General features: G+C 68.2%; 26 protein-coding genes. 9 read left to right on the top strand and 17 right to left on the bottom strand.

Features of this window, described 5'->3' with window-relative positions:
• Positions 1-9 precede the first annotated feature (9 nt).
• From PSA7680_RS16840 to arsC, 3 genes are read left to right on the top strand one after another with little or no spacing between them, the layout of a single operon-like run.
• Complete coding sequence (locus PSA7680_RS16840; protein WP_085869850.1) at positions 10-348, top strand: DUF952 domain-containing protein; 339 nt, start codon at positions 10-12, stop codon at positions 346-348.
• The gene (locus PSA7680_RS16835; protein ID WP_085869849.1) at positions 345-1,403 is read left to right on the top strand and encodes a quinone-dependent dihydroorotate dehydrogenase; all 1,059 of its coding nucleotides are present in this window, start codon (positions 345-347) and stop codon (positions 1,401-1,403) included. The genes PSA7680_RS16840 and PSA7680_RS16835 overlap by 4 nt, the downstream gene beginning before the upstream one ends.
• Positions 1,400-1,744, top strand: a complete 345-nt coding sequence (arsC, locus tag PSA7680_RS16830; protein WP_085869848.1) for an arsenate reductase (glutaredoxin) — start codon at positions 1,400-1,402, stop codon at positions 1,742-1,744. The genes PSA7680_RS16835 and arsC overlap by 4 nt, the downstream gene beginning before the upstream one ends.
• 95 nt (positions 1,745-1,839) lie before the next feature.
• Here the strand turns inward: arsC and PSA7680_RS16825 are convergent, their stop codons facing one another.
• Genes PSA7680_RS16825 through PSA7680_RS16815 form a run of 3 tightly spaced genes read right to left on the bottom strand, consistent with a single transcriptional unit; the run spans position 1,840 to position 4,149 of the window.
• Positions 1,840-3,198 (bottom strand): MATE family efflux transporter, encoded by a 1,359-nt coding sequence (locus PSA7680_RS16825; RefSeq protein ID WP_085869847.1) that lies wholly within the window; start codon positions 3,196-3,198, stop codon positions 1,840-1,842.
• The gene (locus PSA7680_RS16820; protein WP_139838705.1) at positions 3,191-3,700 is read right to left on the bottom strand and encodes a PaaI family thioesterase; all 510 of its coding nucleotides are present in this window, start codon (positions 3,698-3,700) and stop codon (positions 3,191-3,193) included. Before PSA7680_RS16820 ends, PSA7680_RS16825 begins: the two co-directional genes overlap by 8 nt.
• Positions 3,700-4,149 (bottom strand): PaaI family thioesterase, encoded by a 450-nt coding sequence (locus PSA7680_RS16815; RefSeq protein ID WP_085869845.1) that lies wholly within the window; start codon positions 4,147-4,149, stop codon positions 3,700-3,702. Before PSA7680_RS16815 ends, PSA7680_RS16820 begins: the two co-directional genes overlap by 1 nt.
• A gap of 151 nt (positions 4,150-4,300) precedes the next feature.
• On the opposite strand from PSA7680_RS16815, the gene PSA7680_RS16810 reads away from it, so the two are divergent.
• From PSA7680_RS16810 to PSA7680_RS16795, 4 genes are all read left to right on the top strand, one after another.
• On the top strand, positions 4,301-4,672 hold the full coding sequence (locus PSA7680_RS16810) for a MerR family transcriptional regulator (RefSeq protein WP_085869860.1): 372 nt from the start codon (positions 4,301-4,303) through the stop codon (positions 4,670-4,672).
• Between the two features lie 165 nt (positions 4,673-4,837).
• Complete coding sequence (locus tag PSA7680_RS16805; protein WP_085869844.1) at positions 4,838-5,236, top strand: MerR family transcriptional regulator; 399 nt, start codon at positions 4,838-4,840, stop codon at positions 5,234-5,236.
• 106 nt (positions 5,237-5,342) lie between these two features.
• Entirely contained in the window at positions 5,343-5,555 is a 213-nt protein-coding gene (locus PSA7680_RS16800) for a hypothetical protein (protein ID WP_085869843.1), read from the top strand.
• Positions 5,556-5,573: 18 nt separating this feature from the next.
• Positions 5,574-6,215: a glutathione S-transferase family protein gene (locus PSA7680_RS16795; protein ID WP_085869842.1), complete on the top strand. Its 642-nt coding sequence runs from the start codon at positions 5,574-5,576 to the stop codon at positions 6,213-6,215.
• A gap of 127 nt (positions 6,216-6,342) precedes the next feature.
• On the opposite strand, the gene PSA7680_RS16790 is transcribed toward PSA7680_RS16795, so the two are convergent.
• Together PSA7680_RS16790 and PSA7680_RS16785 are read right to left on the bottom strand one after the other, a co-directional pair.
• The gene (locus PSA7680_RS16790; RefSeq protein WP_176244172.1) at positions 6,343-7,005 is read right to left on the bottom strand and encodes a Hint domain-containing protein; all 663 of its coding nucleotides are present in this window, start codon (positions 7,003-7,005) and stop codon (positions 6,343-6,345) included.
• A 182-nt stretch (positions 7,006-7,187) separates the two neighbouring features.
• Positions 7,188-7,838, bottom strand: coding sequence for a sulfotransferase family 2 domain-containing protein (locus tag PSA7680_RS16785; protein WP_085869840.1), 651 nt, complete (start codon positions 7,836-7,838; stop codon positions 7,188-7,190).
• 140 nt (positions 7,839-7,978) lie between these two features.
• On the opposite strand from PSA7680_RS16785, the gene PSA7680_RS16780 reads away from it, so the two are divergent.
• Positions 7,979-8,992 carry a hypothetical protein gene (locus PSA7680_RS16780; protein WP_085869839.1) on the top strand — a complete coding sequence of 338 codons (1,014 nt, stop codon included), beginning with the start codon at positions 7,979-7,981 and terminating at the stop codon, positions 8,990-8,992.
• 7 nt (positions 8,993-8,999) lie between these two features.
• On the opposite strand, the gene PSA7680_RS16775 is transcribed toward PSA7680_RS16780, so the two are convergent.
• From PSA7680_RS16775 to PSA7680_RS16760, 4 genes are all read right to left on the bottom strand, one after another.
• Complete coding sequence (locus tag PSA7680_RS16775) at positions 9,000-9,395, bottom strand: DUF3775 domain-containing protein (protein ID WP_085869838.1); 396 nt, start codon at positions 9,393-9,395, stop codon at positions 9,000-9,002.
• Positions 9,396-9,494: 99 nt separating this feature from the next.
• Complete coding sequence (locus PSA7680_RS16770; RefSeq protein ID WP_085869837.1) at positions 9,495-9,734, bottom strand: GDCCVxC domain-containing (seleno)protein; 240 nt, start codon at positions 9,732-9,734, stop codon at positions 9,495-9,497.
• Position 9,735: 1 nt separating this feature from the next.
• Positions 9,736-10,104, bottom strand: a complete 369-nt coding sequence (locus PSA7680_RS16765; RefSeq protein WP_245824716.1) for a hypothetical protein — start codon at positions 10,102-10,104, stop codon at positions 9,736-9,738.
• Positions 10,101-10,496, bottom strand: a complete 396-nt coding sequence (locus PSA7680_RS16760; RefSeq protein WP_085869836.1) for a hypothetical protein — start codon at positions 10,494-10,496, stop codon at positions 10,101-10,103. The genes PSA7680_RS16765 and PSA7680_RS16760 overlap by 4 nt, the downstream gene beginning before the upstream one ends.
• Positions 10,497-10,582: 86 nt before the next feature.
• Here PSA7680_RS16760 and PSA7680_RS16755 point away from each other — a divergent pair, with 86 nt between their 5' ends.
• A complete protein-coding gene (locus tag PSA7680_RS16755; protein WP_085869835.1) occupies positions 10,583-10,996 on the top strand; it encodes a MerR family transcriptional regulator in 414 nt (137 codons plus the stop codon).
• On the opposite strand, the gene PSA7680_RS16750 is transcribed toward PSA7680_RS16755, so the two are convergent.
• The 8 genes from PSA7680_RS16750 to PSA7680_RS16715 form a co-directional block, all read right to left on the bottom strand.
• Positions 10,977-12,338, bottom strand: a complete 1,362-nt coding sequence (locus PSA7680_RS16750; protein ID WP_085869834.1) for a DNA recombination protein RmuC — start codon at positions 12,336-12,338, stop codon at positions 10,977-10,979. The two genes, PSA7680_RS16755 and PSA7680_RS16750, sit on opposite strands and share 20 nt — an antisense overlap.
• A 146-nt stretch (positions 12,339-12,484) precedes the next feature.
• Positions 12,485-14,380, bottom strand: coding sequence for a DNA mismatch repair endonuclease MutL (mutL, locus tag PSA7680_RS16745; protein WP_085869833.1), 1,896 nt, complete (start codon positions 14,378-14,380; stop codon positions 12,485-12,487).
• 131 nt (positions 14,381-14,511) lie between these two features.
• The gene (locus PSA7680_RS16740; RefSeq protein ID WP_245824715.1) at positions 14,512-15,840 is read right to left on the bottom strand and encodes a M16 family metallopeptidase; all 1,329 of its coding nucleotides are present in this window, start codon (positions 15,838-15,840) and stop codon (positions 14,512-14,514) included.
• Positions 15,837-17,192 (bottom strand): M16 family metallopeptidase, encoded by a 1,356-nt coding sequence (locus tag PSA7680_RS16735; protein ID WP_085869832.1) that lies wholly within the window; start codon positions 17,190-17,192, stop codon positions 15,837-15,839. The genes PSA7680_RS16740 and PSA7680_RS16735 overlap by 4 nt, the downstream gene beginning before the upstream one ends.
• 255 nt (positions 17,193-17,447) lie before the next feature.
• Positions 17,448-17,984 (bottom strand): DUF3035 domain-containing protein, encoded by a 537-nt coding sequence (locus PSA7680_RS16730; RefSeq protein WP_085869831.1) that lies wholly within the window; start codon positions 17,982-17,984, stop codon positions 17,448-17,450.
• A gap of 52 nt (positions 17,985-18,036) precedes the next feature.
• A complete protein-coding gene (lspA, locus tag PSA7680_RS16725) occupies positions 18,037-18,507 on the bottom strand; it encodes a signal peptidase II (protein WP_085869830.1) in 471 nt (156 codons plus the stop codon).
• Positions 18,508-18,518: 11 nt separating this feature from the next.
• Positions 18,519-20,105 carry a bifunctional phosphoribosylaminoimidazolecarboxamide formyltransferase/IMP cyclohydrolase gene (purH, locus tag PSA7680_RS16720; RefSeq protein ID WP_085869829.1) on the bottom strand — a complete coding sequence of 529 codons (1,587 nt, stop codon included), beginning with the start codon at positions 20,103-20,105 and terminating at the stop codon, positions 18,519-18,521.
• Positions 20,102-21,832 (bottom strand): heparinase II/III family protein, encoded by a 1,731-nt coding sequence (locus PSA7680_RS16715; RefSeq protein ID WP_139838706.1) that lies wholly within the window; start codon positions 21,830-21,832, stop codon positions 20,102-20,104. The genes purH and PSA7680_RS16715 overlap by 4 nt, the downstream gene beginning before the upstream one ends.
• Between the last annotated feature and the right edge of the window lie 334 nt (positions 21,833-22,166).

Here is a 22,166-nt window from a genome sequence, read left to right as displayed (position 1 = left end):
GTGGCGGGCATGCTTATCTACAAGATCTTCCGCACCCCCGAATGGGAGGCCTTCAAGGCCGCCGGCGAGACCCTCGGCGCGCCCGTCGACCTGGCCGATGGCTACGTCCATTTCTCCACCGCCGCCCAGGCCGCCGAAACCGCCGCGAAGCATTTCGCCGGCGAAGAGGGCCTGTGGCTGCTGGCGCTCGAGTCCGAGGCGCTCGGCGCGGCGCTGAAATGGGAGCCGTCGCGCGGGGGCGCGCTGTTTCCGCACCTCTACCGCGCGCTGCGCATGGAAGATGTGCTCTGGCACGCCCCGCTGCCGCTGGTGGACGGCGTGCACCGCTTCCCGGAAGGCATGGCATGAAGCTGATCGAGAAACTCGCCCTTGCCGGCATGCACCGGCTGGACCCGGAAAAGGCGCACGGGCTTTCCATCAAGGCGCTCAACAGCGGATTCGCGCCGCTGCCCGGCCCGGTGACCTCCGACCGGCTGCGCACGACGCTGGCCGGGCTCAAGTTGCTCAACCCCGTGGGGCTTGCGGCGGGCTATGACAAGAACGCCGAGGCGCTTGCGCCCCTGGCGCGTGCGGGTTTCGGCTTTGTCGAGGTGGGGGCGGCCACACCCCGCCCACAGCCCGGCAACCCCAAGCCGCGCCTGTTCCGCCTGACCGAGGACGAGGCGGTGATCAACCGCTTCGGCTTCAACAACGAGGGCATGGAGGCAATTGGCCGCCGCCTTGCCCAGCGTCCGAAAGACATGGTGCTGGGGCTGAACCTCGGCGCCAACAAGGACAGCGCGGACCGCGCCGCGGATTACGGCAAGGTGCTGGCCCATTGCGCCGCGCATCTCGATTTCGCAACCGTCAACGTCTCCTCCCCCAACACCGAGAAACTGCGCGATCTGCAGGGAAAGGCCGCCCTCACCGCGCTGCTCGCGGGCGTGATGGAAACGCGCGACGCGCTGGCCCGCCCGATCCCCGTGTTCCTCAAGATCGCGCCGGATCTGAGCGAAGCCGAGATCGCCGACGTGGCCGCCGTGGCAATCGAATGCCGGGTGGATGCGGTGATCGCCACCAACACGACGCTGGATCGCGACGGGCTGAAGAGCGCGCATCGGGGCGAGGCCGGGGGGCTTTCGGGCAAGCCGCTGTTCGAGAAATCCACCCGCGTTCTGGCGCGGCTGTCGGCCGAAACCGGTGGCGCGGTGCCGCTGATCGGTGTCGGCGGGATCGACAGCGCCGAGGCCGCCTACCAGAAGATCCGCGCCGGGGCGTCCGCCGTGCAGCTCTATTCGGCGATGGTCTACAAGGGGCTCGGGCTGGCGGCCGACGTGGCGCGCGGGCTCGACGCTTGCCTCGCCCGCGATGGTTTCGCCTCCGTGGCCGAGGCCGTGGGCACCGGGCGGGAGGACTGGCTGTGACACCCGTCATCTGGCACAACCCGCGCTGCTCCAAATCGTGCCAGGCGCTCGCGCTTCTGGAAGAGGCCGGTCACGCGCCCGAGGTGCGGCTCTACCTGAAGGACGGCCCCACGGCGGCGGAACTGGACGCGCTTCAGGCCGCGCTGGGGCTGCCGCTTCTCGCGATGATGCGCGTGAAGGATGCGGCGTTCAAGGAAGCCGGGCTGACGGCAGGCAGCGCCGAGGCGGATCTGCGCGCGGCCCTTCTGGCCAATCCGGCGCTGCTGGAGCGGCCCATCGTCGTGGCTGGCGAGAAGGCTGCGATTGGAAGGCCGCCGGAGAACGTTCTGGCTCTTTTCTGATTTTTCTTCGCCTGTTTCGCGAGAAACAGGCACGCGTCCGCCCGCCCCACGGCGGGCGCGTTCCGCTCCCGCCCGGGCGGACGCTCACCGCTTCATCAAGAGCGCGCGGCCGCCTCCAGCGCCGGGTAGCGCAGGCCCAGCGTCAGCCCCCGCGCGACGAAGGAAATCAGCAGCGCCGCCCAGAGCCCGTGATTGCCGAAGGCGGGCAGCAGCACGGCCACGGCGGCGAAATAGATCACCGCGCTCACCAGCATCATGTTGCGCATGTCCCGCGTGCGGGTGGCGCCGATGAAGATGCCGTCCAGCATCCAGGACGCCAGCCCCGCAAGGGGGGCGAGCACCATGTAGATCAGGTAGATCCGTGCCTCGGCGCGCACGTCGGGCGCGGTGGTCATCACGTCGATGATCGTGCCGCCGAAGAGCGCGAAACAGGTCGAGAGCAGAAACACGCAGGCCAGCCCCCACTGGCTCGTCATCACCGCCGAGCGGCGCAGGCGGGCCGCCGCCCTTGCCCCCATGGCCTGCCCCACCAGCGCCTCGGCGGCGAAGGCGAACCCGTCCAGCGCGTAGGCCGTGATGTGCAGGAACTGCAGCAGGATCTGGTTGGCCGCCAGCGGCACGTCGCCCAGATCGGCGCCGAAGAACAGGAAGGAGACGAAGATCGCCTGCAACAGCACCGAGCGGATCAGGATGTCGCCGTTGACCATCGCCATGTGGCGCAGGCGGGTGGCGTCGAAGATGCGCGCCCATTCCCGCCACGCGGCGCCGGCGAAGGCGCCGCGGCAGCACCACAGGCCCAGCGCCAGCCCGCTCCATTCTGCAAGGAAGGTGGCGAAGCCCACCCCCTGCACGCCCCAGCCGAGCCCCAGCACGAACCAGAGATCGAGCACGATGTTGGCCCCGTTCATCCAGAGCTGGATCAGCAGCACCGCCCGCGTGCGCTCCGCCGCGATCAGCCAGCCGGTGATGCCGTAGAGCGCGATGGCCGCCGGGGCGGACCAGATGCGGATCGCCATGTAGTCGCGCGCCAGCGCCTCCACCTCCGGCGATGCCGGCGCCACCCGGAAAGCGCCCGCGAACAGAAGCGCCTGGGCCGCGATCATCAGAACGCCCGCGCTCAGGCCGATCAGCAGCGCCCGCATCAGGAGTGCCACGTATTCCGGCCTGTCGTCGGCCCCCAAAGCCTGGCTCGCAAGCCCCGTGGTGCCCATGCGCAGGAAGCCGAAAATCCAGTAGATCGCGCCCAGGATCACCGCTCCGATCCCCACCGCCCCGATGGGCGCCGCCGCCCCCATCTGGCCCACCACGCCGGTGTCCACCGCACCGAGGATGGGCACGGTGGCGTTGGAGAGAACGATGGGCACCGCGATGTGCAGCACCCTGCGGTGGGTCAGCGGCGCGGGGGTGTCCGGGGTGTCCGGGGTGTCGGGGGCGTCGGGCCGGGCCTCATTCATCGCGCGCGGGCATCAGGAAATGGCCCGTGGCCTGCGCGAAGAGCTTCTCCCGGTGATCCTGCCAGGCCTCGACGTGGACGGAGGCGTAGCGCCGCCCGAACCGGTTGATCCGGGCGCGGGCATAGGCGTCGCGCGGCAGGCCCGAGCGCAGGTAGTCGATGGAGAAATCGATCGTCTTCGGCAGGCGCGGCATCGTCTCGGGCGTCAGCGCCGAAGCATCGATCTTGCCGGCCTCGATGTCTTCCCAGAAGAAGCGCCAGGAGAGTTCGATCACCGCCACCGTCTCCATGAAGGCCGCGGTGGCCCCGCCGTGCAGCGCCGGCAGCACCGGGTTGCCGATCAGGTGATCGCTGTAGCGCATGATGCCGGTCAGCTCGTCGCCGTGGCGGTCGAACTCCACGCCGAGGAACTCGATGTAGGGAATGCTGCCCACCAGCGCCTTCAGCGCGGCATCGCGGCGTTGCTTGACGATGTGCAGGGGCTCCACGGGTTTGCGGCTCATCAGTTCTTCCCCTTCACGTTGGACAGCGTGAACACGCCGTTGGCGGCGGCCACCGGGCGATCGGTGTCATCGTCCCAGGCGGTGGCGCGCACGAAGGCGGCGCTGCGCGTCATGAGGTGGCAATGGGCTTCGCACAGGATGGTCTGGCCGGGCGTGGCCGGGCGGAAGTAATCGATGCGCAGATCGAGCGTGGCGGTGGTGACCGGGGCCTTGGGGTGGCTGATCACCGCGGCGCCGCAGCAGGTGTCCATCAGTGCCGAGACCGCACCGCCATGCATCACGCCCGTGCGCGGATCGCCCACGAGGCGGGCATCGTAGGGCATGGTGATCCGCACGAGGCCCGGCTCCACGTCCTTGATTTCCATGCCCAGAGCGCGGGAATGGGGAATGGCGTTGATGAATTGCGCCGCGATCTGCGCCAGCGTCGGTTTGTCGCTTTCTCCGGCCATCGTCTGCCTGTCCTGATGGTTGTGTCGCCTGCATTTATTCGCGCTCCCGCCCCCGGCCGCAAGCCGGAAAATCCCCGCGCCGTTGCGGCGCCTTGCCAATTGCGCCGCCGCGGCTTAGCCATTACGCTGGCGTCAGGGAGACATGGTGAAGATGACCGAAACACGCCTTTCCTTCAAAGAAATGTGCGCGAAGTTCGACGTAACACCGCGCACCTTGAGGTATTACGAGTACATCGAGCTACTGCGCCCCGAGAAAGAGGGCCGCAGCCGCTTCTACACGCCCCGCGAGGTGGCCCGGATGACGCTGATCCTGCGGGGGCGGCGTTTCGGCTTCAGCCTCGAGGAGATCCGCCAGTGGCTGCTGATCTACGAGGAAAAGGGCACCGTGCCTCAGATGGAGGCCTGGATCGAGTTGGCCGACAGGCAGCTCGCCGCGCTGGCCGAACAGAAAGCCCAGCTGGAGGCGACGATCTCGGAGTTGCAGACCCTGCGCGACGAGACGGCGCAACAGCTCGAAGGCTGAGCCGGGAGCATCGGCTCGGGAGCGCTGGCCCGTTCGGCACGGAACGTCACGCCCCAGTGACGTAGCGTAACCGCCTTCGGGGCCGTGCGGGCATCTTGTCACCGGCGTGCAGGTGCACGACTTCGGTGCGATCACGGAAACAGACACATTGGGGAGACATACCGCGTGACCGACGATTTCATGACCATCCGCGAAATGTGCGATGAATTCGGCGTGACGGCGCGCGCGCTGCGTTTCTACGAATCCAAGGAACTGCTGTCGCCCCGCCGCGAAGGCCAGCGCCGCCTCTACAACCGGACCGACCGCGCCCGGCTGAAGCTGATCCTGCGCGGCAAGCGCTTCGGCTTCAGCCTCGAGGAAATCCGCCAGCTGCTGGAACTCTACAACGTGGAGGATTCCCAGCACGTGCAGATCCGGCGCACCATGGAAGTCGGCTACCGCCGCCTCGCCGACATGGAAGCCCAGCGCGACGAGCTGACGGCCGCCATCGCCGATCTCAAGGCCCGGCTGGAATGGGGCGAAGCCCAGATCGCCGGCACCTCCTCCGCAAGAGACGCGGGCTAAGCCCGCAACGGCGCTTGCAAATTTCTCCTGTCCCTTGTCCGCGGCTTCGGCTTTAGTGGGGCAAGGCGCCCGCACGGGGCGCGCAACGAGAACGACAGGAGCAGACATGCCACAGCGCCTGCGGCCCACGCGCCGATTTCCGGTCGCCCTGACCGAAACCGCCTACCGCACCCTGCGCCGCTTCTCCGCCGAAGCCGGGATCACGCAGGACGAGGCCCTGATCTTCCTGTTGGAAAACTTCCGCAGCGTGACCGACGAGGAAACGCTGCCCCACCGCCTGCGCCTGTTCAAGGCGGAGCTGGCGGCGGGAAAGGCTTGAGCGAAAGGCACCCGACCCATGACCCTGAAACTGCATTGCTTCGGCGAAAGCGGCCATTCCTACAAGGCTGCGCTGACCCTCGAACTGATGGGGCTCGACTGGGAGCCCGTCTTCGTGGATTTCTTCAACGGCGAAGCCCGCAGCGAAAGCTACCGGGGGCTGAACGAGATGGGCGAGGCGCCCGTGCTGATCGATGAAGAGGCCGGCCTGACGCTGACGCAATCCGGCGTGATCCAGGATTACCTCGTCGAGAAGACCGGCAAGTTCGGGGGCGAAACCCCCGAGGAGCGCCGCGAGATCCTGCGGTGGATCCTCTGGGACAACCACAAACTGTCGAGCCAGGCCGGGGTGACCCGCTTCCTGATGAACTTCCTGCCCGAGGACAAGCGCCCGGCGGAGGTGATCGCTTTCCTGCAAGGCCGCCTGAAATCGGCGCTTTCGGTGCTGGAGGCCCATCTCGACGGGCGCGACTGGATCGTGGCCGGCCGCCCGACGATCGCGGATTTCACCTGCTGCAGCTACCTCTACTACCCCGAACCCTTCGGCTTCGACCGGGCCGACTGGCCCAACATCGACCGCTGGCTGTCGGCGATCTCCGGGCTCGAAGGCTGGAAGCACCCCTACGACCTGATGCCCGGAAACCCGGGCGATCGGGCCTGAGCCCGCATTTTGAATGACAAACGCCCGGCCCGTTTTCCCGGGTCCGGGCGCTGAAACTGCTCGAAGGCACTCACCAAGGGCCCGGCGCGAACGGCGCGGGGCTGAAAAGGTGCGGCCCGATCCGCCTTCAGATCGGGCGGGCGTTGTGCTGGCGGTAGTCTTCGCTCTCGCGCTCGATGAAATCCGATAGCAGGCAGGCCTGCGTCAGCGGCAGCGGCTCGTAGCGGTTTTCGCCCTCCGCGGTGAGCAGATCGGATTCAGCCGCAGCGGGGCAGTGGAACAGCGCCCCGATGTTGGCGAAGACGATCTGGTCGGTTTCGAAATGCAGCGTCACCACTTCCAGCACGCGGTGCGGACGGATGCGGCGGATGCCCGAGACACCTTCCAGCGCGAGCGCCGGGATCAGCGCGAAAGGATCCCCCAGAACCTCCTCCGCGGTGTCGGATTCGATCAGGACATTCTGATCGGGCAGCAGGAACATCGGGTCCTGGTTGCCGAGCGCGCCGGTGGGCACGCGCAGCGGCCAGAGTTCCTGCGGGCATGCCGCCGTCCCCTTCCAGAGCGTTTCCCGCTCCACACGCACGACGGGCTGCATGCCGCCGTCAAAAGTGAGTACCTTGTCCCCTACGTCGATGGCCTCGACCGGACGCCAGCCGAGCGTGCTGGCGACTTTCGTTCCGCTTACGAGGCCGGCGGTGCGGGCAGGTGCAGCGCCCAATGCCCCGGCAGCCTCAGAGCTGTCCGAACGCCCGAGGGGCGCCCTGTTCAGCAGCTTCTTCAATCCAAACATGTGCATAGCCTTTTATCGGGAAGGTGCAGTCATCCCTCGTTAACCATTACGCCCCAGATGCGGGTCGGAACTTCGGCTCGTCTCGGGCAAAAAAGAGGCATTTTGCACACAGAAGGCGAAATCATGCGGCGAGAGGCTGGATTGTCGCCAGCCCGGAACCACAACCCAGGAGTGTGCTTCCTTCAGGTAAACCTGTAGCCGAATCGGGTGATGTCCTCGGCGCAGAGCTTGGCCACGAGGGCGGCGTCGGCGTCGGAGTAGTAGCTGCGGTAATCGCCCCGGCGGGATGAAGGGTTGGCCCTCGGAAGGGGGCGCAGGCTGAAACCGAGGTGGTCTTCCAGCGCGGGGAGATCTTCGTCCAGATGTTCCAGGCGCATGAATTTGCTACAGGTTTCCCTGCCGCGGGCATCCGTCACGTAGTGCGCGTAGGGCGTGCCCAGCAGGGCGGCGCGCGTCTGCGGGTGGTTCAGGAAATCCGAGAAACTCAACGCCGCGGCGAGCCGGACGGCCGGATGGTCGAAACGCTGCGCCTGCAACCAGTGGTAATAGCTGACGGCGCGATCCCAGGGGTTTCGCACGAGGGTCGTCACGAAGAGCCTGTCAAGCTCCGGGCCGGTCACGAGGCCGTCAAGATCGGCGAGGGTGGAGTGTTTCCAGAGCCGCCCGGCCGTCTTCAGCTCCTTCTGCCGCTTGCGCCGTTTCACGGCCTTGGGGGTATCGCCCACGAGGATGTCGTCCTTCATCGCGCGGGCCTCCAGCGCCAGCGCCAGCGAGGTGCCGCCCGTCTTGGGGATGTGGATGAACAGCAGGTTTCGGCCGCGGGAAAGGATCATGCCGCCACCCTATCCAGCGGCACCGGGCACGGGAAGGCCGTTCGCGGGCCCGGGGGCGGCATTGGCGCATTGTTATGCGCAGATGTTGCGTTTATCCTCCGTGCCAACCACAAGAAAACACAGGCACCACGGCAGCAGGCATGACAGCCCTCACCAAATACCAGAGGCTGGAAACGACGGGCATCTGGAAGCCCGGCGAAGATGCGCAGCGTCGGGACGTGATCGTCTCCTTCGGAAACGCCACTCTCGTGCTGTCCAATTCGGCGGAGCAGCCGCTGACCCATTGGTCGCTGGCGGCCGTGGAGCGGCTGAATCCCGGGGAGCACCCTGCCCTGTTCGCGCCCGACCCCGACGGCAGCGAAACGCTGGAGATCGAGGATTCGGACATGATCGAGGCGATCGGCCAGGTGCGGCGGGCCATCGCCCGCAGCCGCCCGCGTCCGGGCCGCCTCCGCACGGTCGCCATTGCCGGCGTTTCCCTGTCGATCCTGCTGCTGAGCCTCTTCTGGCTGCCGGGCGCGCTGACGCGCTACGCGGCCTCCATCGTGCCGGAGGCCAAGCGCGAGGACGTGGGCGAGCAGCTGCTGGAGCGGCTGGTCCGGCTCTCGGGCGCGCCCTGCGATGCCACCTACGGCGTGAAGGCGCTGAACCGGCTGCGCGAGAAGGTGCTCGGCCCCGACGACAAGCTCGTGGTGCTGCCCGGCGGCGTGCGCGGCACCGCCCATCTGCCCGGCGGCTTCATCGTGATGAACCGGGCCATCGTCGAGGATCCGGAGGACCCGGCGGTGACGGCCGGCTATCTGTTGGCGGAGGTGGAGCGGCGCGCCGGGAAGGATCCGATGGAGGCCCTGCTGGACACCGCCGGCCTGCGCGCCACGCTGCACCTGATGACCACGGGCGACATCGCCCCGGAGGTGCTGGACGCCTATGCCGAGGGTCTGCTGACCGCACCGGTGGCCGAGGTGCCCGCCGAAGCGTTGCTCGCCCGTTTCGAGGCGCGCCAGATCCCGAGCACGCCCTATGCCTACGACGTCGATCTTTCCGGTGAAACCACGCTCCCGCTGATCGAGGCGGACCCGATGCGCGGCGCGGCGGTGCGCCCCGTCCTGAAGGATGGGCAGTGGATCAGCCTGCAGGCGATCTGCGGCGAGTAGGCGGTGTTCAGAGGATGCCCTTCTCGGCGTCCTCCACCGAGATCCCGAGCGCATCCAGCCCGTCTTCGAGGAAATCCGACAAGAGCGGGATGCCCAGCAGGTAATCCTCCGTCGGCCCCGTTGCCTCCGCCCGCGCGGTGGCGATCGCCTCTTCCAGTTCGTCGGCATCGAAGCTGTCGCGGCCGATCCACATCACCGCCACGAGGCTGGCCTGCTCGTCCTCGTTCAGGCCCCGGATGAACGCCCGCAGTTCGGCCTCGGTGGCATCGCCGCTGCGGCTTTCGAGGATCGAGTCCCCGTCCCGGACATCTCCGGGGCCGTCCCAGCGGGCGACCTTGGAATCGAATTCACGTGCCCGGACGATCACCTGGGCGACTTTTTCGGGAGCAATCTGCAAAGGCATGGGCCTGTCCGTTTCATGGGTTGGCTTTGAAACATCTGGTGACCGTTCTATCCCTTCGGGCCGGCCCCTTCCCTGATCCGGATCAAACCCGCGTGCCCTTCAGCCGCAGCAGGACTGCCCGGCCTGGATCGGCGGGCACGGCACGGTGCCGTAAGAACAGTAGACGCAGCAATCGCCCGGTTTGGGCTTGAGCAGCGTCTTGCAGGCGGAGCACTCGTAGAACCACTGGCAGGAATCCTCGGGCATCCGCTCGGTCTGCGCGTGGCCGCAGGCCGGACAGGTAAGCGTGCTTTGCAGGGTGATGGCCGGGGCGTCGGCAGCTTGGGGTTTCGATGTCATCTCACATCCATTGAATGAGGGCGTCGTTGATCCGGGCCTCGTAAGCGTAGAGGCCAAGGGCGATGAAGAACAGGGCAGTGCTGCCCCAGAGGCCGGCGCGGGCCCAGCCGGGGGCCACGTCAAGCCGCAGACGGCCGATCCAGGCCGCCGCGAGCAGGAAGCCGGCGAGCGCCAGCACGTAGGGTGAGGCCCCGGCGATCACGCCGAAAACGGCGAGCCAACTCCCGCCCAGCCCGAGGATCAGAAAGATCATCGGCAGAACGCAACAGGTGGCGACGCCGAGCGCGGCGAAGCTGGCGAGCAGGCTGGCCTTCACGCCGGACGAGGTGCGGGCCGGGGTGCCCTCCGCGTGGCGAAACGGCGCGCTCATGTCCGGGCCTCGCGCCAGAGAGAGAACATGAACCGCGTGGCCTCCTCCTCCCAGAGCGGGGCAGCGAGCGAGAGCAGGAAAAGCGCGGTGGCGCCCAGCAGAAGCCCACGGGCCAAGCGCGCGGGCCGGGCGCAGGCGGGCCGCCGCAGGTGACGCCACCAGCCGTGGGCGAGCACGGCGGCCACGCCGATCAGGATCGGCACGCGCCAGGCCACGAAGGGGCCGAGCAGCACAAGCCAGCTGCCGCCCAGCCCGATCAACGAGAGGCCGATGGGCAGCACGCAGCAGGAGGCGGTGAGCAGCGCCAGCAGACCGGCGCCGCCGATGAGGGCGGCAGTGGCCTTGGGGGCCTGCGTTTCTTCGGATGCGGGTTCGGTGAGGTGATCAACCATGCGTGAGGGGCCTTCAAGGGATTCGACTTCCGTTCAGGCACCCTGCAACCTGTAGCCACTACAGGATCAAGCGGAGGCGACATCACATGTTCGGGATCGGGGAAGCGGCGCGGCGCAGCGGTCTGTCGATCGAAACGATCCGCTACTACGAGCGCGAAGGGTTCGCCCCGCCGCCGGGGCGCACCGCCTCGGGGCGGCGGGCCTACAGCGCGCGGGAGGTGGCGGCGCTGGCCTTCCTGAAACGCTGCCGGGATCTGGGGTTTCCGCTCGCCGACGCCGTGGCGTTGCGCGATCTCGCCACCGGGGCCGAGGCACCCTGTGCGGAGGTGGAGGCCATCGGCTGCGGCCAACTGGCCGAGGTGCGGCGCAAGATCGCCGAATTGCAGGCGCTGGAGCAGGCGCTGGCCGAACTGGTGGGCAATTGCGCCGGTGGTCAGGCCGCCTGCCCCATGCTCGACAGGCTGCGGCAGGAGGCCGGGGTCACTTCCCCGGCCCGATGACGACGCGCTCCACCGGCGTCGCCTCGGCCTGAAGCTCCTCGAAGTCGAAGTTGTCCAGCCGCGCGGCGCGGCGGCCGGCCTTCTCGGCGCTGATCTTGATTTCGGAAATGTCCTTGGCGGCCTGCCCGAAGTGGCGATCGAGGTTCTCGACACGGGTGCCGAGGCGGTCCACGTCGGCGTGCAGCAGGTTCAGCTCCTTGCGGATATGGCCGGCCTGCGCGCGCATCCGGGCGTCCTTGAGCACCGCGCGCATGGTGTTGAGCGTGGCCATGCAGGTGGTGGGCGAGACGATCCAGACCCGCGCCGTGAAGCCCTCGCGCACGAGTTCGGGGAAGTTCGCGTGCAGCTCGGCATAGACGGCCTCGCTCGGCAGGAACATCAGGGCACCGTCGGCGGTTTCGCCTTCGATGATGTATTTCTCGCTGATGTCCTTGATATGCTTCTTCACCGAGGTGCGCAGCATCCGGGCGGCCTCCTGCATCTGCGCCTGGGTTTCGGCGCGGCGCAGGGCCTCGTAGGCCTCCAGCGGGAATTTGCTGTCGATCACGATGGGGCCCGGCGGGTTGGGCAGGTGGATCAGGCAGTCCGCCCGTTTGCCGTTCGAGAGCGTGGCCTGAAGGCTGAAGCTGTCTTTCGGGAGCGCCTTGGAGACGATGTCGGTGAGCTGGATTTCCCCGAAGGCGCCACGCGTCTGCTTGTTGGAGAGGATGTCCTGCAGGCTGAGCACGTTGCCCGAGAGCTTCTCGATGTTTTCCTGCGCCTTGTCGATGGTCTGCAGCCGCTCCTGCAGCGCGGTGAGCGAGGTGGCGGTGGCCTTGGCCGAGCCCTGCAGGGAGGCGTTCATCTTTTCCTGCACCTCGGCAAGGCTGCGGGAGGTGGCCAGCTGGATGTTGGCAAGGTTCTCCTTCATCTGGAGCTGGCTCTGGGTGAGGCTCTCCTGCATCTGGAGCTGCACGGCGGCGAGGCTTTCCCCCATGCTCTGCTGCACGCGCGCCAGGTTTTCGCCGGTGCTCTGCTGCACGCGGGCGAGGTTCTCGTTCACGTTGAGCTGCACCTCGCCGAGGCGTTGCTCCATCAGGTTCATCAGTTGCGCCTGGCTCACCTGCTGGTTCTGCGACACGCTCGACAGGCTGCCGGCGAGGTTGGACTGACCCTGCGCCAGCTGCTCCACGCGCTGGCCCAGGTGGCCCATCTGCTGAACGAGGGGCTCGATCATCCGCGCCGAACGCCCGGCGGCGCGCAGCGAGGCGATCAGCAGGCCCAGCACGAGGAGCACGGCAAGGCCGGCGGCCAACAGGAGCGGATCGGAAAGGGAGAGGGTCGTGTCACCGAGTTGGATCATGGGGTTGGTCTTTTGGCTCTGGTCAGATGCGCAGGATGCGAAGAGGGCAGCCACAGGCCGCCGGGTGGGGGTGAAGCCCCCGCCCGGGGGGGCGGCCGGGGGCTGCCCGGCGTGCCGCCGGGCGAAGGCTCAATCGACGCGCCACATCATGTCCGCCCGAACAACCGCTCGATGTCGGCGAGTTTCAGCTCCACGTAGGTGGGGCGGCCGTGGTTGCACTGGCCCGAATGCGGCGTGGCTTCCATCTCGCGCAGGAGCGCGTTCATCTCTTCGGCGCGCATCCGGCGGCCGGAGCGGATCGAGCCGTGGCAGGCCACGCGCGACAGGATCGCTTCGATCCTTGCCTGCAACGTGAGGCTTTCGCCCAGATCGGCCAGTTCATCGAGGATGTCGCGCAGCAGGGCTCCGGCATTCACCTCGCCCAGCAGCGCGGGCGTTTCGCGCACCGCCACGGCATTGCCGCCGAAAGGCTCGATGGTGAAGCCGAAGCGGGCAAGCTCCTCGGCGTGCTCCAGCAGCGTGGCGCGGTCGTGATCGGACAGCTCGACGATCTCGGGGATCAGCAGCGCCTGTGCGGCCACGCCGTTCTCCGCCAACTGACGCTTCAGCTTTTCGTAGACGAGCCGTTCGTGGGCGGCGTGCTGATCGACGATCACCATGCCGTCGCCCGTCTGGGCGATGATGTAGTTCTCATGCACCTGCGCACGGGCGGCCCCCAGCGGCAGCGTGGTGGGATCGCTTTCAGGCGCGGGCTCGATCACCTCCTCCACGCGAGCGGAAGGCGCCGCGAGGCTTTCGGCGAAACCCTGCACCGGCCCCGGCGCGGGCCGCGGGGCCTGCGCGGCATAACTCAAGGAGCGGGCGACCTGCGAGGGGCGATCCATCTGGTAGACACGCGGCGGCGCCGCCGCGGCGCCGGTCTGCGGTTCGGGGCGGAAGGCGCCCAGCGTCGCCCCGGCGACGGTGGTGGAAGCGCGGTGGCCGGCGTTCGCCAGCGCATGGCGCAGGCCGGACACGAGCAGCCCGCGCGGGATGCCGGGATCGCGGAACCGCACCTCGGATTTGGCCGGGTGGACGTTGACGTCCACGAGATGCGGATCGCAGGAAAGAAAGAGCACCGCCGCCGGGTGGCGATCGCGGCTGAGGAAATCGAAGTAGGCCGCGCGCAGGGCGCCGTAAAGCATCTTGTCCTTCACCGGGCGGCCGTTGACGAAGAGATACTGCGCCACGGCGGAGCCGCGCGAGTAGGTCGGCAGGGCGGCGTAACCGGTGAGGCAGATGCCGTCGCGCTCGGCCTCGATGCGCAGGGCGTTCTCGGCGAACTCCGCCCCGAGGATGCGGCGCAGCCGGCTGTGCAGCGCATCGAAGAGATCGCCGTTCTCGGGGTCGGCGCGGAACACCGTCCGCCCCTCGCCCCCACCGGAGACATCGCGCAAGCTGAAGCCGACGAAAGGCTCCGCCATCGCGAGCCGTTTCACCACCTCGCCGATGGCCTGGGCTTCGGCACGATCGGTGCGCATGAACTTGAGCCGCGCCGGGGTGGCATAGAAGAGATCCTTCAGCTCCACCACCGTGCCCTGCGAGAGCGCGGCCGGTTTCACCGGCTCGATCCGGCCGCCGGCCACGCGGATCATCGCGGCCTCCTCGCCCCTGGCGCGGGTGGTGATGGTGAGCCGGCCCACGGCACCGAGCGAGGGCAGCGCCTCGCCGCGGAAGCCGAAGGAATGGATGTCGAGCAGATCGGAGCCGTCGATCTTGGAGGTGGCGTGGCGGGAGAGCGCCAGCGGCAGATCCTCGGGCGCCATGCCGTGGCCGTCATCGGTGACGCGGATCAGTGTCTTGCCGCCGTCGGCAAAGGCGACCTCGATGCGGCGCGCGCCGGCGTCGAGCGCGTTTTCCACCAGTTCCTTCACGGCCGAGGCCGGGCGTTCGACCACCTCGCCGGCGGCGATGCGGTTGATCGCCGCCTCGTCGAGCTGGCGGATCTCGGGCCGCTCTTTTGCGGCGGAATCTGCGCCTATGTGGGGGGTGAAGGAGTTCATACTACAAGAAGTAGCATGTGGAAGCGCGATTCTGCCAGTAGGCATAAGCAAGGGTTTTCAAGCAGAATGAGGGCAGCGCCGCCCCGTGGGGCGGGACGGCGCTGCCCGGCGGTGCCGCCGGGCGGTCCGGATCAATTCGTCGTTTCGAGCCCCTCGGGCTGGCCCACCACCACGAAATGCAGCGCATCCGCATCCAGCAGGCGCTTGGCGACGCGCGCCACGTCTTCCCGCGTCACCGCCTCGACCTTGTCGTTGCGGGTGGCGATGTAATCAATCGGCAGGCCCTGCGTCTGCATGCCCACGATGATGTTGGCGATGGTGCCGTTGCCGTCGAAACGCAGCGGATAGGCGCCGGTGAGATAGGTCTTGGCGTCGCGCAATTCCTCCTCGGTGACGCCTTCCTCGGCCATCCGCCGCCACTCGGCGCGGATCACCTCGATCGCCTCGGCCACCGTCTCGTTGCTGGAGGCCACCTGCCCCTGCACGGTTTCGGCGTGATCCATCGGCACGAGGAAGGTGGAGATGCCGTAGGTCAGCCCGCGCTTTTCGCGCACCTCCTCCATCAGGCGGGAAGAAAAGCCCCCTGCCCCGAGGATCTGGTTCATCACGTAGGCCGCGAAGAAATCCTCGTCGTCGCGCTTGATGCCCTCATGGCCGAAGATGACGACGGACTGGGGCGACGGGAAGGGCACGACGGTCACGCCGCCCTCGAGCGCGTATTCGGCATCCGGCACCGGGGGGGCGCCGGTTTCGGGCAGGTCCGACAGCAGCGCGTCCATCAGTTCGGAGAGCTGTTCGGGGGTTATGTCCCCCACGGCCCCGACGTAGACGCGATCCTTCGCGATCACGCGGTCGCGCGCTTCGAACATGTCCTCCCGCGTCAGGGCGGCGATGCTTTCGAGCGTGCCGTCACGCGGCGTGGCGTAGGGGTGATCGCCGAAGGCCAGCGCATCGAAGGTGCGCGCGGCGATGGCGTTCGGGTCTTTCTCGTCGCTCTGGATGATGCTCACGACCTGCGCGCGCACGCGGTCGATGGCGTCCTGGTCGAAGCGGGTCTCCACCAGCGCCTTGCGCAGCAGTGCGACGGCCTCGGCGCGGTTCTCGGTGAGGAACTGCGCGGAGATGGTGAGCGTGTCGTCGTAGACGTCGAAGTCGTAGCTCGCCGCCAGCGCCTCGCGGGCCTCGGCGAAACCGCGGGCGTCCAGATCGCCGGCGCCCTCTTCCAGCAGCCCCGTCATCAGGTTGATCGCGCCGCGCTTGCCTTCGGGATCGAGGTTGGCACCGCCCTTGAAACGCAATTCCAGCGCCACGAAGGGAATGGTGTGTTCCTCCACCAGCCAGGCGGTGAAGCCGCCTTCGCTCTTCACCTCCTGGATCTCGACGGCGGCCAGCGCCGGCAGCGCCGGCAGGGCAAGGAGCGTGGCCGCCGCAAGGGCGGAGCGGATCATGCGCATCATCATTGGGTGACCTCCTCGGCCTGAGCCGTTTCTTCGCGCATCAGCCAGCCGGTCACGGCCCTGCGCTTGTCGAACACCGCCTTGGCGGCATCGATCACGTCCTGCTCGGTGACGGCCATCAGCACCTCGGGCCAGGCCTGCACGTCGTCCACGGTGAGCCCTGTGGTGAGCGCCATGCCGTAGCGGCGGGCGGCGGCCTGCACATCGTCGCGGGCGTAGATCTCGGAGGCGCGGATCTGCGCCTTGAGCCGGGCGAACTGCTCCGGGTCCACGCCTTCCTCGATGAACTCCGCCAAGGCCCTGTCGAGCGCGGCTTCGGCCTCGGCCAGCGGAACGCCTTCCTGCGGGACGATCACCAGCCCGAAGCTCATCGGGTCCAGCGAGGTGCCGTCATAGAAGGCGCCGGTGTAGATCGCCGTCTGCTCTTCGAACTGAAGCTTGCGCGCCAGCACGGACGTGGTCGAACTGCCGCCAAGCAGGTTGGCCAGCAGCGTGAGCGCGGCGGCCTCCTCCTGCGCGCCCGCCCTGCGCACGGGGGCGAGGTAGCTGCGGGTCACGTAGGGCTGGGAGACGCGCGGATCGCTGTAGGTGAGGCGGCGCTCGGAAAGCTGCGGCGGCTCCTGCGGGCGGACGCGCGGGGCCAGCCCCTCGGTGGGCGCCAGCGGGCCGTAATAGGTTTCGGCCAGCGTGCGCACCTCCTCCGGCTCCACGTCGCCGGCCACGATGAGGATGGCGTTGTTGGGGGCGTAGAAGCGCTCGTAGAACGCCATGGCGTCCTCCATGGAGAGCTGCTCCATCTCGTGGCGCCAGCCGATCACGGGGATGCCGTAGGGATGGTTCATGTATTGCGCCGCGCGGCGCTGCTCGCCGAAGAGCGCGCCGGGGTCGCTGTCGGTGCGCTGGTTGCGCTCCTCGAGGATGACCTGCCGCTCCGTCACGATGTCCTCCTCCGAAAGGCGCAGGTTGCGCATACGGTCGCTCTCCATCCGCATCATCAGCTCCAGCCGGTCGGCGGCGACGCGCTGGTAGTAGGCGGTGTAGTCCCAGCTGGTGAAGGCGTTGTCGGTGCCGCCGTTGGCGGCCACCGTCTTGGAGAATTCGCCCGGCGCCAGCGTGTCGGTGCCCTTGAACAGCAGGTGTTCGAGGAAGTGGGCGATGCCGGAGTGGCCCGGCGGCTCATCCGCCGCCCCGGCGCGATACCAGACCATCTGGACGGCCACCGGCGCGCGGTGATCTTCGAGCACCAGCACGTCCATGCCGTTGTCGAGGGTGAAGGTGGTGACGTTCTCGTCCGCCAGAAGCGGCGTGGCCAGCGTGCCCAGAACCAGCACGCAGACAGAAAGGATTCGGCGCATTCAGGCCTCCCGTTCAAACCTGTCCCCTAACCTACGCGCCCGGGGGCTGGCTTCAAGCCGTGGTGACGGGGATGTGAGGGAGCGCAGTGCCTGACAGAGGGCGGCGACCGTCCGCGGGCGGAAGCGAAGCGCCCGCCCGAGGGGGCGGACGGGCGCTGCCCGGCCCATGGCCGGGCGAACATATTTTTGAAATCTGTCGGTTGCGCGGGGCGCTCAAACAGCAAAGGGTTTTTCAACCCCGGCGACCCTAACGGATCAGTCCTGCGCCAGTTCCGGCGGGGCGGAGGGCGTCTTGACGCCGGCGCGGCGGAAGCGCTGCAACTCGGCCGTCTGGTCGAGGGCCTGCGACCGGTAGGCCTCGAAGTAGACGCTCTTGCCCACCCAGCGCTCGAACAGCAGCGGGCCCTTGCCCTTGCGGAACTCGGCATCTTCCTGCGCCAGCACCGAGCGGATGTCGGGCGTGACGCCGTAGCGGCTGGCGTAGCGCACCATGCCGCCGTCGGAGCTTGCGATCCCACGCCCTTCCGCGAGCGCCGAAGGATTGCCGCCCAGCGCGGCCACGGCATCGGATTTCGGGGTCGGATCCACGAGGTTGGTGCCGCCCGGCGTGGGCGTGGGCAGGCTGGCGAAACTTTCGGGCGTTTCCAGCGGCTTGGTGGGCAGGATGCCGAATTCGTCCGGGGTTCCGTCCTCGGACCGGATGTTCATCAACCCGTAATCGCTGCCGCCACAGGCCGACAGCAGGGTCAGTGCCGCGAAAGCTGCCGCGATGGAACGGGGCGATCTGCTCATCGGTTGCTCCTTGCCTGTCTTGAGGCGGTTTTACCGCAACTTCGCGGCGCCGTCACGCGGGCTTTCTTTCCCCGGTGAAAAAGATCAGCCCCAGCGCGCCGGCGAAGATCGCGATGTCGGCCACGTTGAAGGCATAGGGGTTGGTGAAGCCGCAGCAGGACATGTTGAGGAAATCGGCCACGGCGCCGTAGATCACGCGATCGACCACGTTGCCCAGCGCGCCGCCCACCAGCACCCCGGCGCTCACGAAGGCCATCGGGCGATGGCCGTCGCGGCGGACCCACCAGAGCACCCAGCCGGTGATCGCGAAGGCCACGGCGATCAGGATCCAGCGGCTGGCCGCGGCCTCGCCGGAGAACAGGCCGAAGTTGATGCCCTCGTTCCACGCCATGCGGAGGTTGAGGAAGGGCGGCAGCACGTCGATGCTGCCGACCGTCTTGAGATCGAGCGCCTGCACGACCCACCACTTCGTGACCTGATCGATCAGGAAGACGAGCGCGGCGGTGATCCAGAGCAGACGCATCGGGCTGGCCTTCAGTGGCGGAAGTGGCGCATGCCGGTGAAGACCATGGCGAGCCCGGCCTCGTCGGCGGCCTTGATCACCTCGTCATCGCGCATGGAGCCGCCCGGCTGGATCACGGCGGTCGCGCCGGCCTCGGCGGCCGTCAGCAGCCCGTCGGCGAAGGGGAAGAAGGCGTCCGACGCCACGCAGGAGCCTTTGGTCAGCGGCGCGTCCAGCCCCAGCGCCTCGGCCATGTCCTGCGCCTTGCGCGCGGCGATGCGGCAGGAGTCCACGCGGCTCATCTGGCCCGCGCCCACGCCCACGGTGGCGCGGCCCTTGGTGTAGACGATGGCGTTGGATTTCACGTGCTTGGCCACCTTCCAGGCGAAGAGCAGATCCTGCATCTCCTCCTCGGTGGGCGCGCGCTTGGTGACGACCTTCAGATCCTCGATGCCGATGTGGCCGTTGTCCTTGCCCTGCACCAGCAGCCCGCCGGAGACCTGCCGCACGGTGAGCGCCGCGTCCTTCGGGTCGGGCAGACCGTCGGTGGTGAGCAGGCGCAGGTTCTTCTTGGCGGCGAACACGGCCTTGGCTTCCTCGGAGGCGCCCGGCGCGATCACGACCTCGGTGAAGATCTTGGCGATCTCCTCGGCGGTTTCGCCGTCCAGCGGCTGGTTCAGGGCGATGATGCCGCCGAAGGCGGAGGTGCGATCGCAGTCGAAGGCCTTCTGGTAGGCTTCCTTCAGCGTCGCGCCGCGGGCCACGCCGCAGGGGTTGGCGTGCTTGATGATGGCGCAGGCCGGCCCCTCGGCGGGATCGAATTCCGCCACCAGCTCGAACGCCGCGTCGGTGTCGTTGATGTTGTTGTAGGAAAGCTCCTTGCCCTGGTGCTGCGTCGCGGTGGCGACGCCCGGGCGGCCGGAGCCGTCCACGTAGAAGGCGGCCTGCTGGTGCGGGTTCTCGCCGTAGCGCAGGGTCTGGGCCAGCGTGCCGGCCACGGCGCGGCGGCGCGGGGTCTCGGCGAGGGCATCGGCCATCCATGCCGAAACGGCGGCATCGTAGGCGGCGGTGCGGGAATAGGCGGTGAGCGCGAGGCTCTGGCGGAAGGCGTAGGAGGTGGCGCCGCCGTTCTGCTTGAGTTCATCGAGCAGCGCGGCGTAATCCTGCACGTCCACCACCACGTTGACGAAACCGTGGTTCTTGGCGGCGGCGCGGATCATCGCCGGGCCGCCGATGTCTATGTTCTCGATGCAGGTGGCGTAGTCGGCGCCCTTGGCGACGGTTTCCTCGAAGGGGTAGAGGTTGACGACCAGCAGGTCGATCCCGCCGATGCCGTGCTCCTCCATCGCGGCCACGTGAGCCTCGTTGTCGCGCAGGGCCAGAAGGCCGCCGTGCACGCGCGGGTGCAGCGTCTTGACCCTGCCGTCCATCATCTCGGGGAATTCGGTGATCTCGCTCACGTCCTTCACCGCGAGACCGGCCTCGCGCATGGCCTTGGCGGAACCGCCGGTCGAGAGCAGTTCGACGCCCATCTCCGCCAGTGCGGTGGCGAGATCGATCAACCCCGTCTTGTCGGAAACGGACAGCAGGGCGCGGCGGACGGGGACTAGATCGGTCATTCGGGCTCTTCCTCAGAGGTCAGGTCATCCAGATACGGGACGCTCCTGTCCAGATCGCGCACGCCTACGGGGGAATCCTGCGCCATGGAGAAGGTCCACGTGATGCGGGTCGCATAGTCCATTGCGCGGGCGGAGAGAACGATTTGTTTCGTCGCACGTGGCTTGAGGCGGTTTTTTTCGAGGTAGACGCTCGGTTCGAGGCTCATCTGCGCCTTGCCGTGGTAGCGGAAGATCCAGATCTCCCCGCTCTTGAGCGCCATGGAGACCGCCTTGCCGCCCAGATCCACCTCGGCGTCCACGTCGGGGTGCAGGTGGAAGCGGATGGTGAAATGGATGCCCTGCAGGCGGTTCTGCGTCAGCACCGCATCGAACTGGCGCTTGTCCTCCTCCTCGACGATGGCGAGCGTGTCCTCGCCGGAGAGCTCGCGGCCGTCGAAGCGCAGGTCGAGTTGCCGGATATGGGTGAGACCGTGTGTCTTCACGTAGCCGTCGTGGCCGGCCTGGAAACCCATGCCGGCGGGGCCGGAGGAAAGCTGGTAGCGCACGTCCGAGGGCGTGTCGGTGAGCAGCAGCTTCTCGTCCTCGCGGATCAGCCCGCCCGCGCCAAGCCGGGAGGAAGAAAAGCCCTCGATGCCCAGCGTGGAATGGCTGGCCGTGGCGCGCCCGGCGCGGCGCCATGTTTCGCCGAAGGAAACGCCCGAGCCGCAGTTGACGATCAGCGGGCGGCGGCCTTCCGTCATCTCGAAGGCGAGCGTGGAGGCGTGACCGTCGCGCGAGACCCAGCCGCGCGGCGGGGCGGCGGCATCGATGATGACGCTGGCGCGCCCGCCGTGCAGGCGGGCAAAGCCCATCGCCAGCCCCTGCAGCGGCCGCGGGCGCACGCCGGAGGCCGCCAGCGCGTGGTCCAGCCGCCCTTCGAGCCCGCGCCCGCCGCCGTGGAAACGGGCCAGCCCGCCGTCGTTGTGGCGCAGCGCCCGCAGCGTGGGCGCGATGCGCTCGATCGCGGCGAGATGTTCGCGATGCGGGGTGCGGCCGGCCTCGTGCAGGGCGTCGGCCGTCCAGACCAGCAGGGTGAAGACCTCCAGCAGCTCCTCGGGGTTGCGGGTCGGAATGCCGCCCTCGATGTTGACCTGCTCGCCGCATTCGCGGCCCAGCGCCTTGACCGCCCCCGGCACGAAGCGCTCCATGCCTTCCAGCGACAGCCCGGCGTAGATCAGCCCGCAGAGCGCCTCGAATCGGGGCAGCCCCGGCTGGGCGCTGCTCCAGCGCCGGGACAGAAAGACCGTCTGCTGCGCGAGGGAGCGGAAGAACACTTCGCTGGCGGGTTTCTCCAGCCCGTTCAGGATGACGAGCGCGTGGTTGATCCAGCGGATCAGGCGGCGGCCCGTCAGATCGGGCGTCCAGCCCGGGCCGGTGCCGCGGCCGTAGCGGCGGATCCAGTCCATCACCCAGGCGCGGGTGGCCTCGCGGGCGCGCCCGTCGCCCAGCGCGGCGAGATCGTCGAGCCAGGTGCAGCCATGCAGCTCTTCTTCGAAGCGGGCCGCGGGCACGGGCACCTCCCAGATCGAACCGGCATCGGAGCGCACGAGGTAGCCGGCGAAGAGGAAATTGCCGCTGGTGAGTTGCCGGCCGCGCGCGAAGGAGCCGATGCTGCGCGGCTCGGGCTGGGTGACGAGCCCGGTGGCCGTACGCGTGAGCGTGCTGACCCGCGCGTGATAGCGGTTCATCCAGCGCCGACGGCGCGCGCGGAATGTCTCTGATGTGGCCACCTATGGCGCCTCTTCACGTCCTGCCCGGGTGCATCTTGTGCGTGCGTTTGCTGCTTTGCGCCATCATAGGCGGCGGCCGCGGGCGCTGTCATGCGCTAATCCGGGGCGCACCTGCATTCGGGGCGGGCGGCGTTGCCGTTTTGTGCCGGGTGGCGGCGAACCGCCTAGGTCGTGAACTCATAAACGGGATTCCGTTTTTGGCGGTGTGATGATTCACTTTCGGAAACGGAGGTGAGCATGACGGGCAGACACGATGTGAGCGATGCGGAATGGGCGGTGATCTCGCCGCTGT

It is taken from the genome of Pseudoruegeria aquimaris, from assembly GCF_900172235.1.
GTDB classification, from domain to species: domain Bacteria; phylum Pseudomonadota; class Alphaproteobacteria; order Rhodobacterales; family Rhodobacteraceae; genus Pseudoruegeria; species Pseudoruegeria aquimaris.
The sequence above is the reverse complement of the archived record's forward strand: the minus strand, read 5'-3'. Positions and strand labels throughout refer to the sequence as shown.

What these genes read in the sequence shown, in the direction of transcription:
- PSA7680_RS16840 (WP_085869850.1), top strand. Translation starts at nt 10, where the DNA reads ATGCTTATCTACAAGATCTTCCGCACCCCCGAATGGGAGGCCTTCAAG.
- PSA7680_RS16835 (WP_085869849.1), top strand. Translation starts at nt 345, where the DNA reads ATGAAGCTGATCGAGAAACTCGCCCTTGCCGGCATGCACCGGCTGGAC.
- PSA7680_RS16825 (WP_085869847.1), bottom strand. Translation starts at nt 3,198, where the DNA reads ATGAATGAGGCCCGGCCCGACGCCCCCGACACCCCGGACACCCCGGAC.
- PSA7680_RS16820 (WP_139838705.1), bottom strand. Translation starts at nt 3,700, where the DNA reads ATGAGCCGCAAACCCGTGGAGCCCCTGCACATCGTCAAGCAACGCCGC.
- PSA7680_RS16815 (WP_085869845.1), bottom strand. Translation starts at nt 4,149, where the DNA reads ATGGCCGGAGAAAGCGACAAACCGACGCTGGCGCAGATCGCGGCGCAA.
- PSA7680_RS16810 (WP_085869860.1), top strand. Translation starts at nt 4,301, where the DNA reads ATGACCGAAACACGCCTTTCCTTCAAAGAAATGTGCGCGAAGTTCGAC.
- PSA7680_RS16800 (WP_085869843.1), top strand. Translation starts at nt 5,343, where the DNA reads ATGCCACAGCGCCTGCGGCCCACGCGCCGATTTCCGGTCGCCCTGACC.
- PSA7680_RS16795 (WP_085869842.1), top strand. Translation starts at nt 5,574, where the DNA reads ATGACCCTGAAACTGCATTGCTTCGGCGAAAGCGGCCATTCCTACAAG.
- PSA7680_RS16790 (WP_176244172.1), bottom strand. Translation starts at nt 7,005, where the DNA reads ATGTTTGGATTGAAGAAGCTGCTGAACAGGGCGCCCCTCGGGCGTTCG.
- PSA7680_RS16785 (WP_085869840.1), bottom strand. Translation starts at nt 7,838, where the DNA reads ATGATCCTTTCCCGCGGCCGAAACCTGCTGTTCATCCACATCCCCAAG.
- PSA7680_RS16780 (WP_085869839.1), top strand. Translation starts at nt 7,979, where the DNA reads ATGACAGCCCTCACCAAATACCAGAGGCTGGAAACGACGGGCATCTGG.
- PSA7680_RS16775 (WP_085869838.1), bottom strand. Translation starts at nt 9,395, where the DNA reads ATGCCTTTGCAGATTGCTCCCGAAAAAGTCGCCCAGGTGATCGTCCGG.
- PSA7680_RS16770 (WP_085869837.1), bottom strand. Translation starts at nt 9,734, where the DNA reads ATGACATCGAAACCCCAAGCTGCCGACGCCCCGGCCATCACCCTGCAA.
- PSA7680_RS16765 (WP_245824716.1), bottom strand. Translation starts at nt 10,104, where the DNA reads ATGAGCGCGCCGTTTCGCCACGCGGAGGGCACCCCGGCCCGCACCTCG.
- PSA7680_RS16760 (WP_085869836.1), bottom strand. Translation starts at nt 10,496, where the DNA reads ATGGTTGATCACCTCACCGAACCCGCATCCGAAGAAACGCAGGCCCCC.
- PSA7680_RS16755 (WP_085869835.1), top strand. Translation starts at nt 10,583, where the DNA reads ATGTTCGGGATCGGGGAAGCGGCGCGGCGCAGCGGTCTGTCGATCGAA.
- PSA7680_RS16750 (WP_085869834.1), bottom strand. Translation starts at nt 12,338, where the DNA reads ATGATCCAACTCGGTGACACGACCCTCTCCCTTTCCGATCCGCTCCTG.
- mutL (WP_085869833.1), bottom strand. Translation starts at nt 14,380, where the DNA reads ATGAACTCCTTCACCCCCCACATAGGCGCAGATTCCGCCGCAAAAGAG.
- PSA7680_RS16740 (WP_245824715.1), bottom strand. Translation starts at nt 15,840, where the DNA reads ATGATGATGCGCATGATCCGCTCCGCCCTTGCGGCGGCCACGCTCCTT.
- PSA7680_RS16735 (WP_085869832.1), bottom strand. Translation starts at nt 17,192, where the DNA reads ATGCGCCGAATCCTTTCTGTCTGCGTGCTGGTTCTGGGCACGCTGGCC.
- PSA7680_RS16730 (WP_085869831.1), bottom strand. Translation starts at nt 17,984, where the DNA reads ATGAGCAGATCGCCCCGTTCCATCGCGGCAGCTTTCGCGGCACTGACC.
- lspA (WP_085869830.1), bottom strand. Translation starts at nt 18,507, where the DNA reads ATGCGTCTGCTCTGGATCACCGCCGCGCTCGTCTTCCTGATCGATCAG.
- purH (WP_085869829.1), bottom strand. Translation starts at nt 20,105, where the DNA reads ATGACCGATCTAGTCCCCGTCCGCCGCGCCCTGCTGTCCGTTTCCGAC.
- PSA7680_RS16715 (WP_139838706.1), bottom strand. Translation starts at nt 21,832, where the DNA reads ATGAACCGCTATCACGCGCGGGTCAGCACGCTCACGCGTACGGCCACC.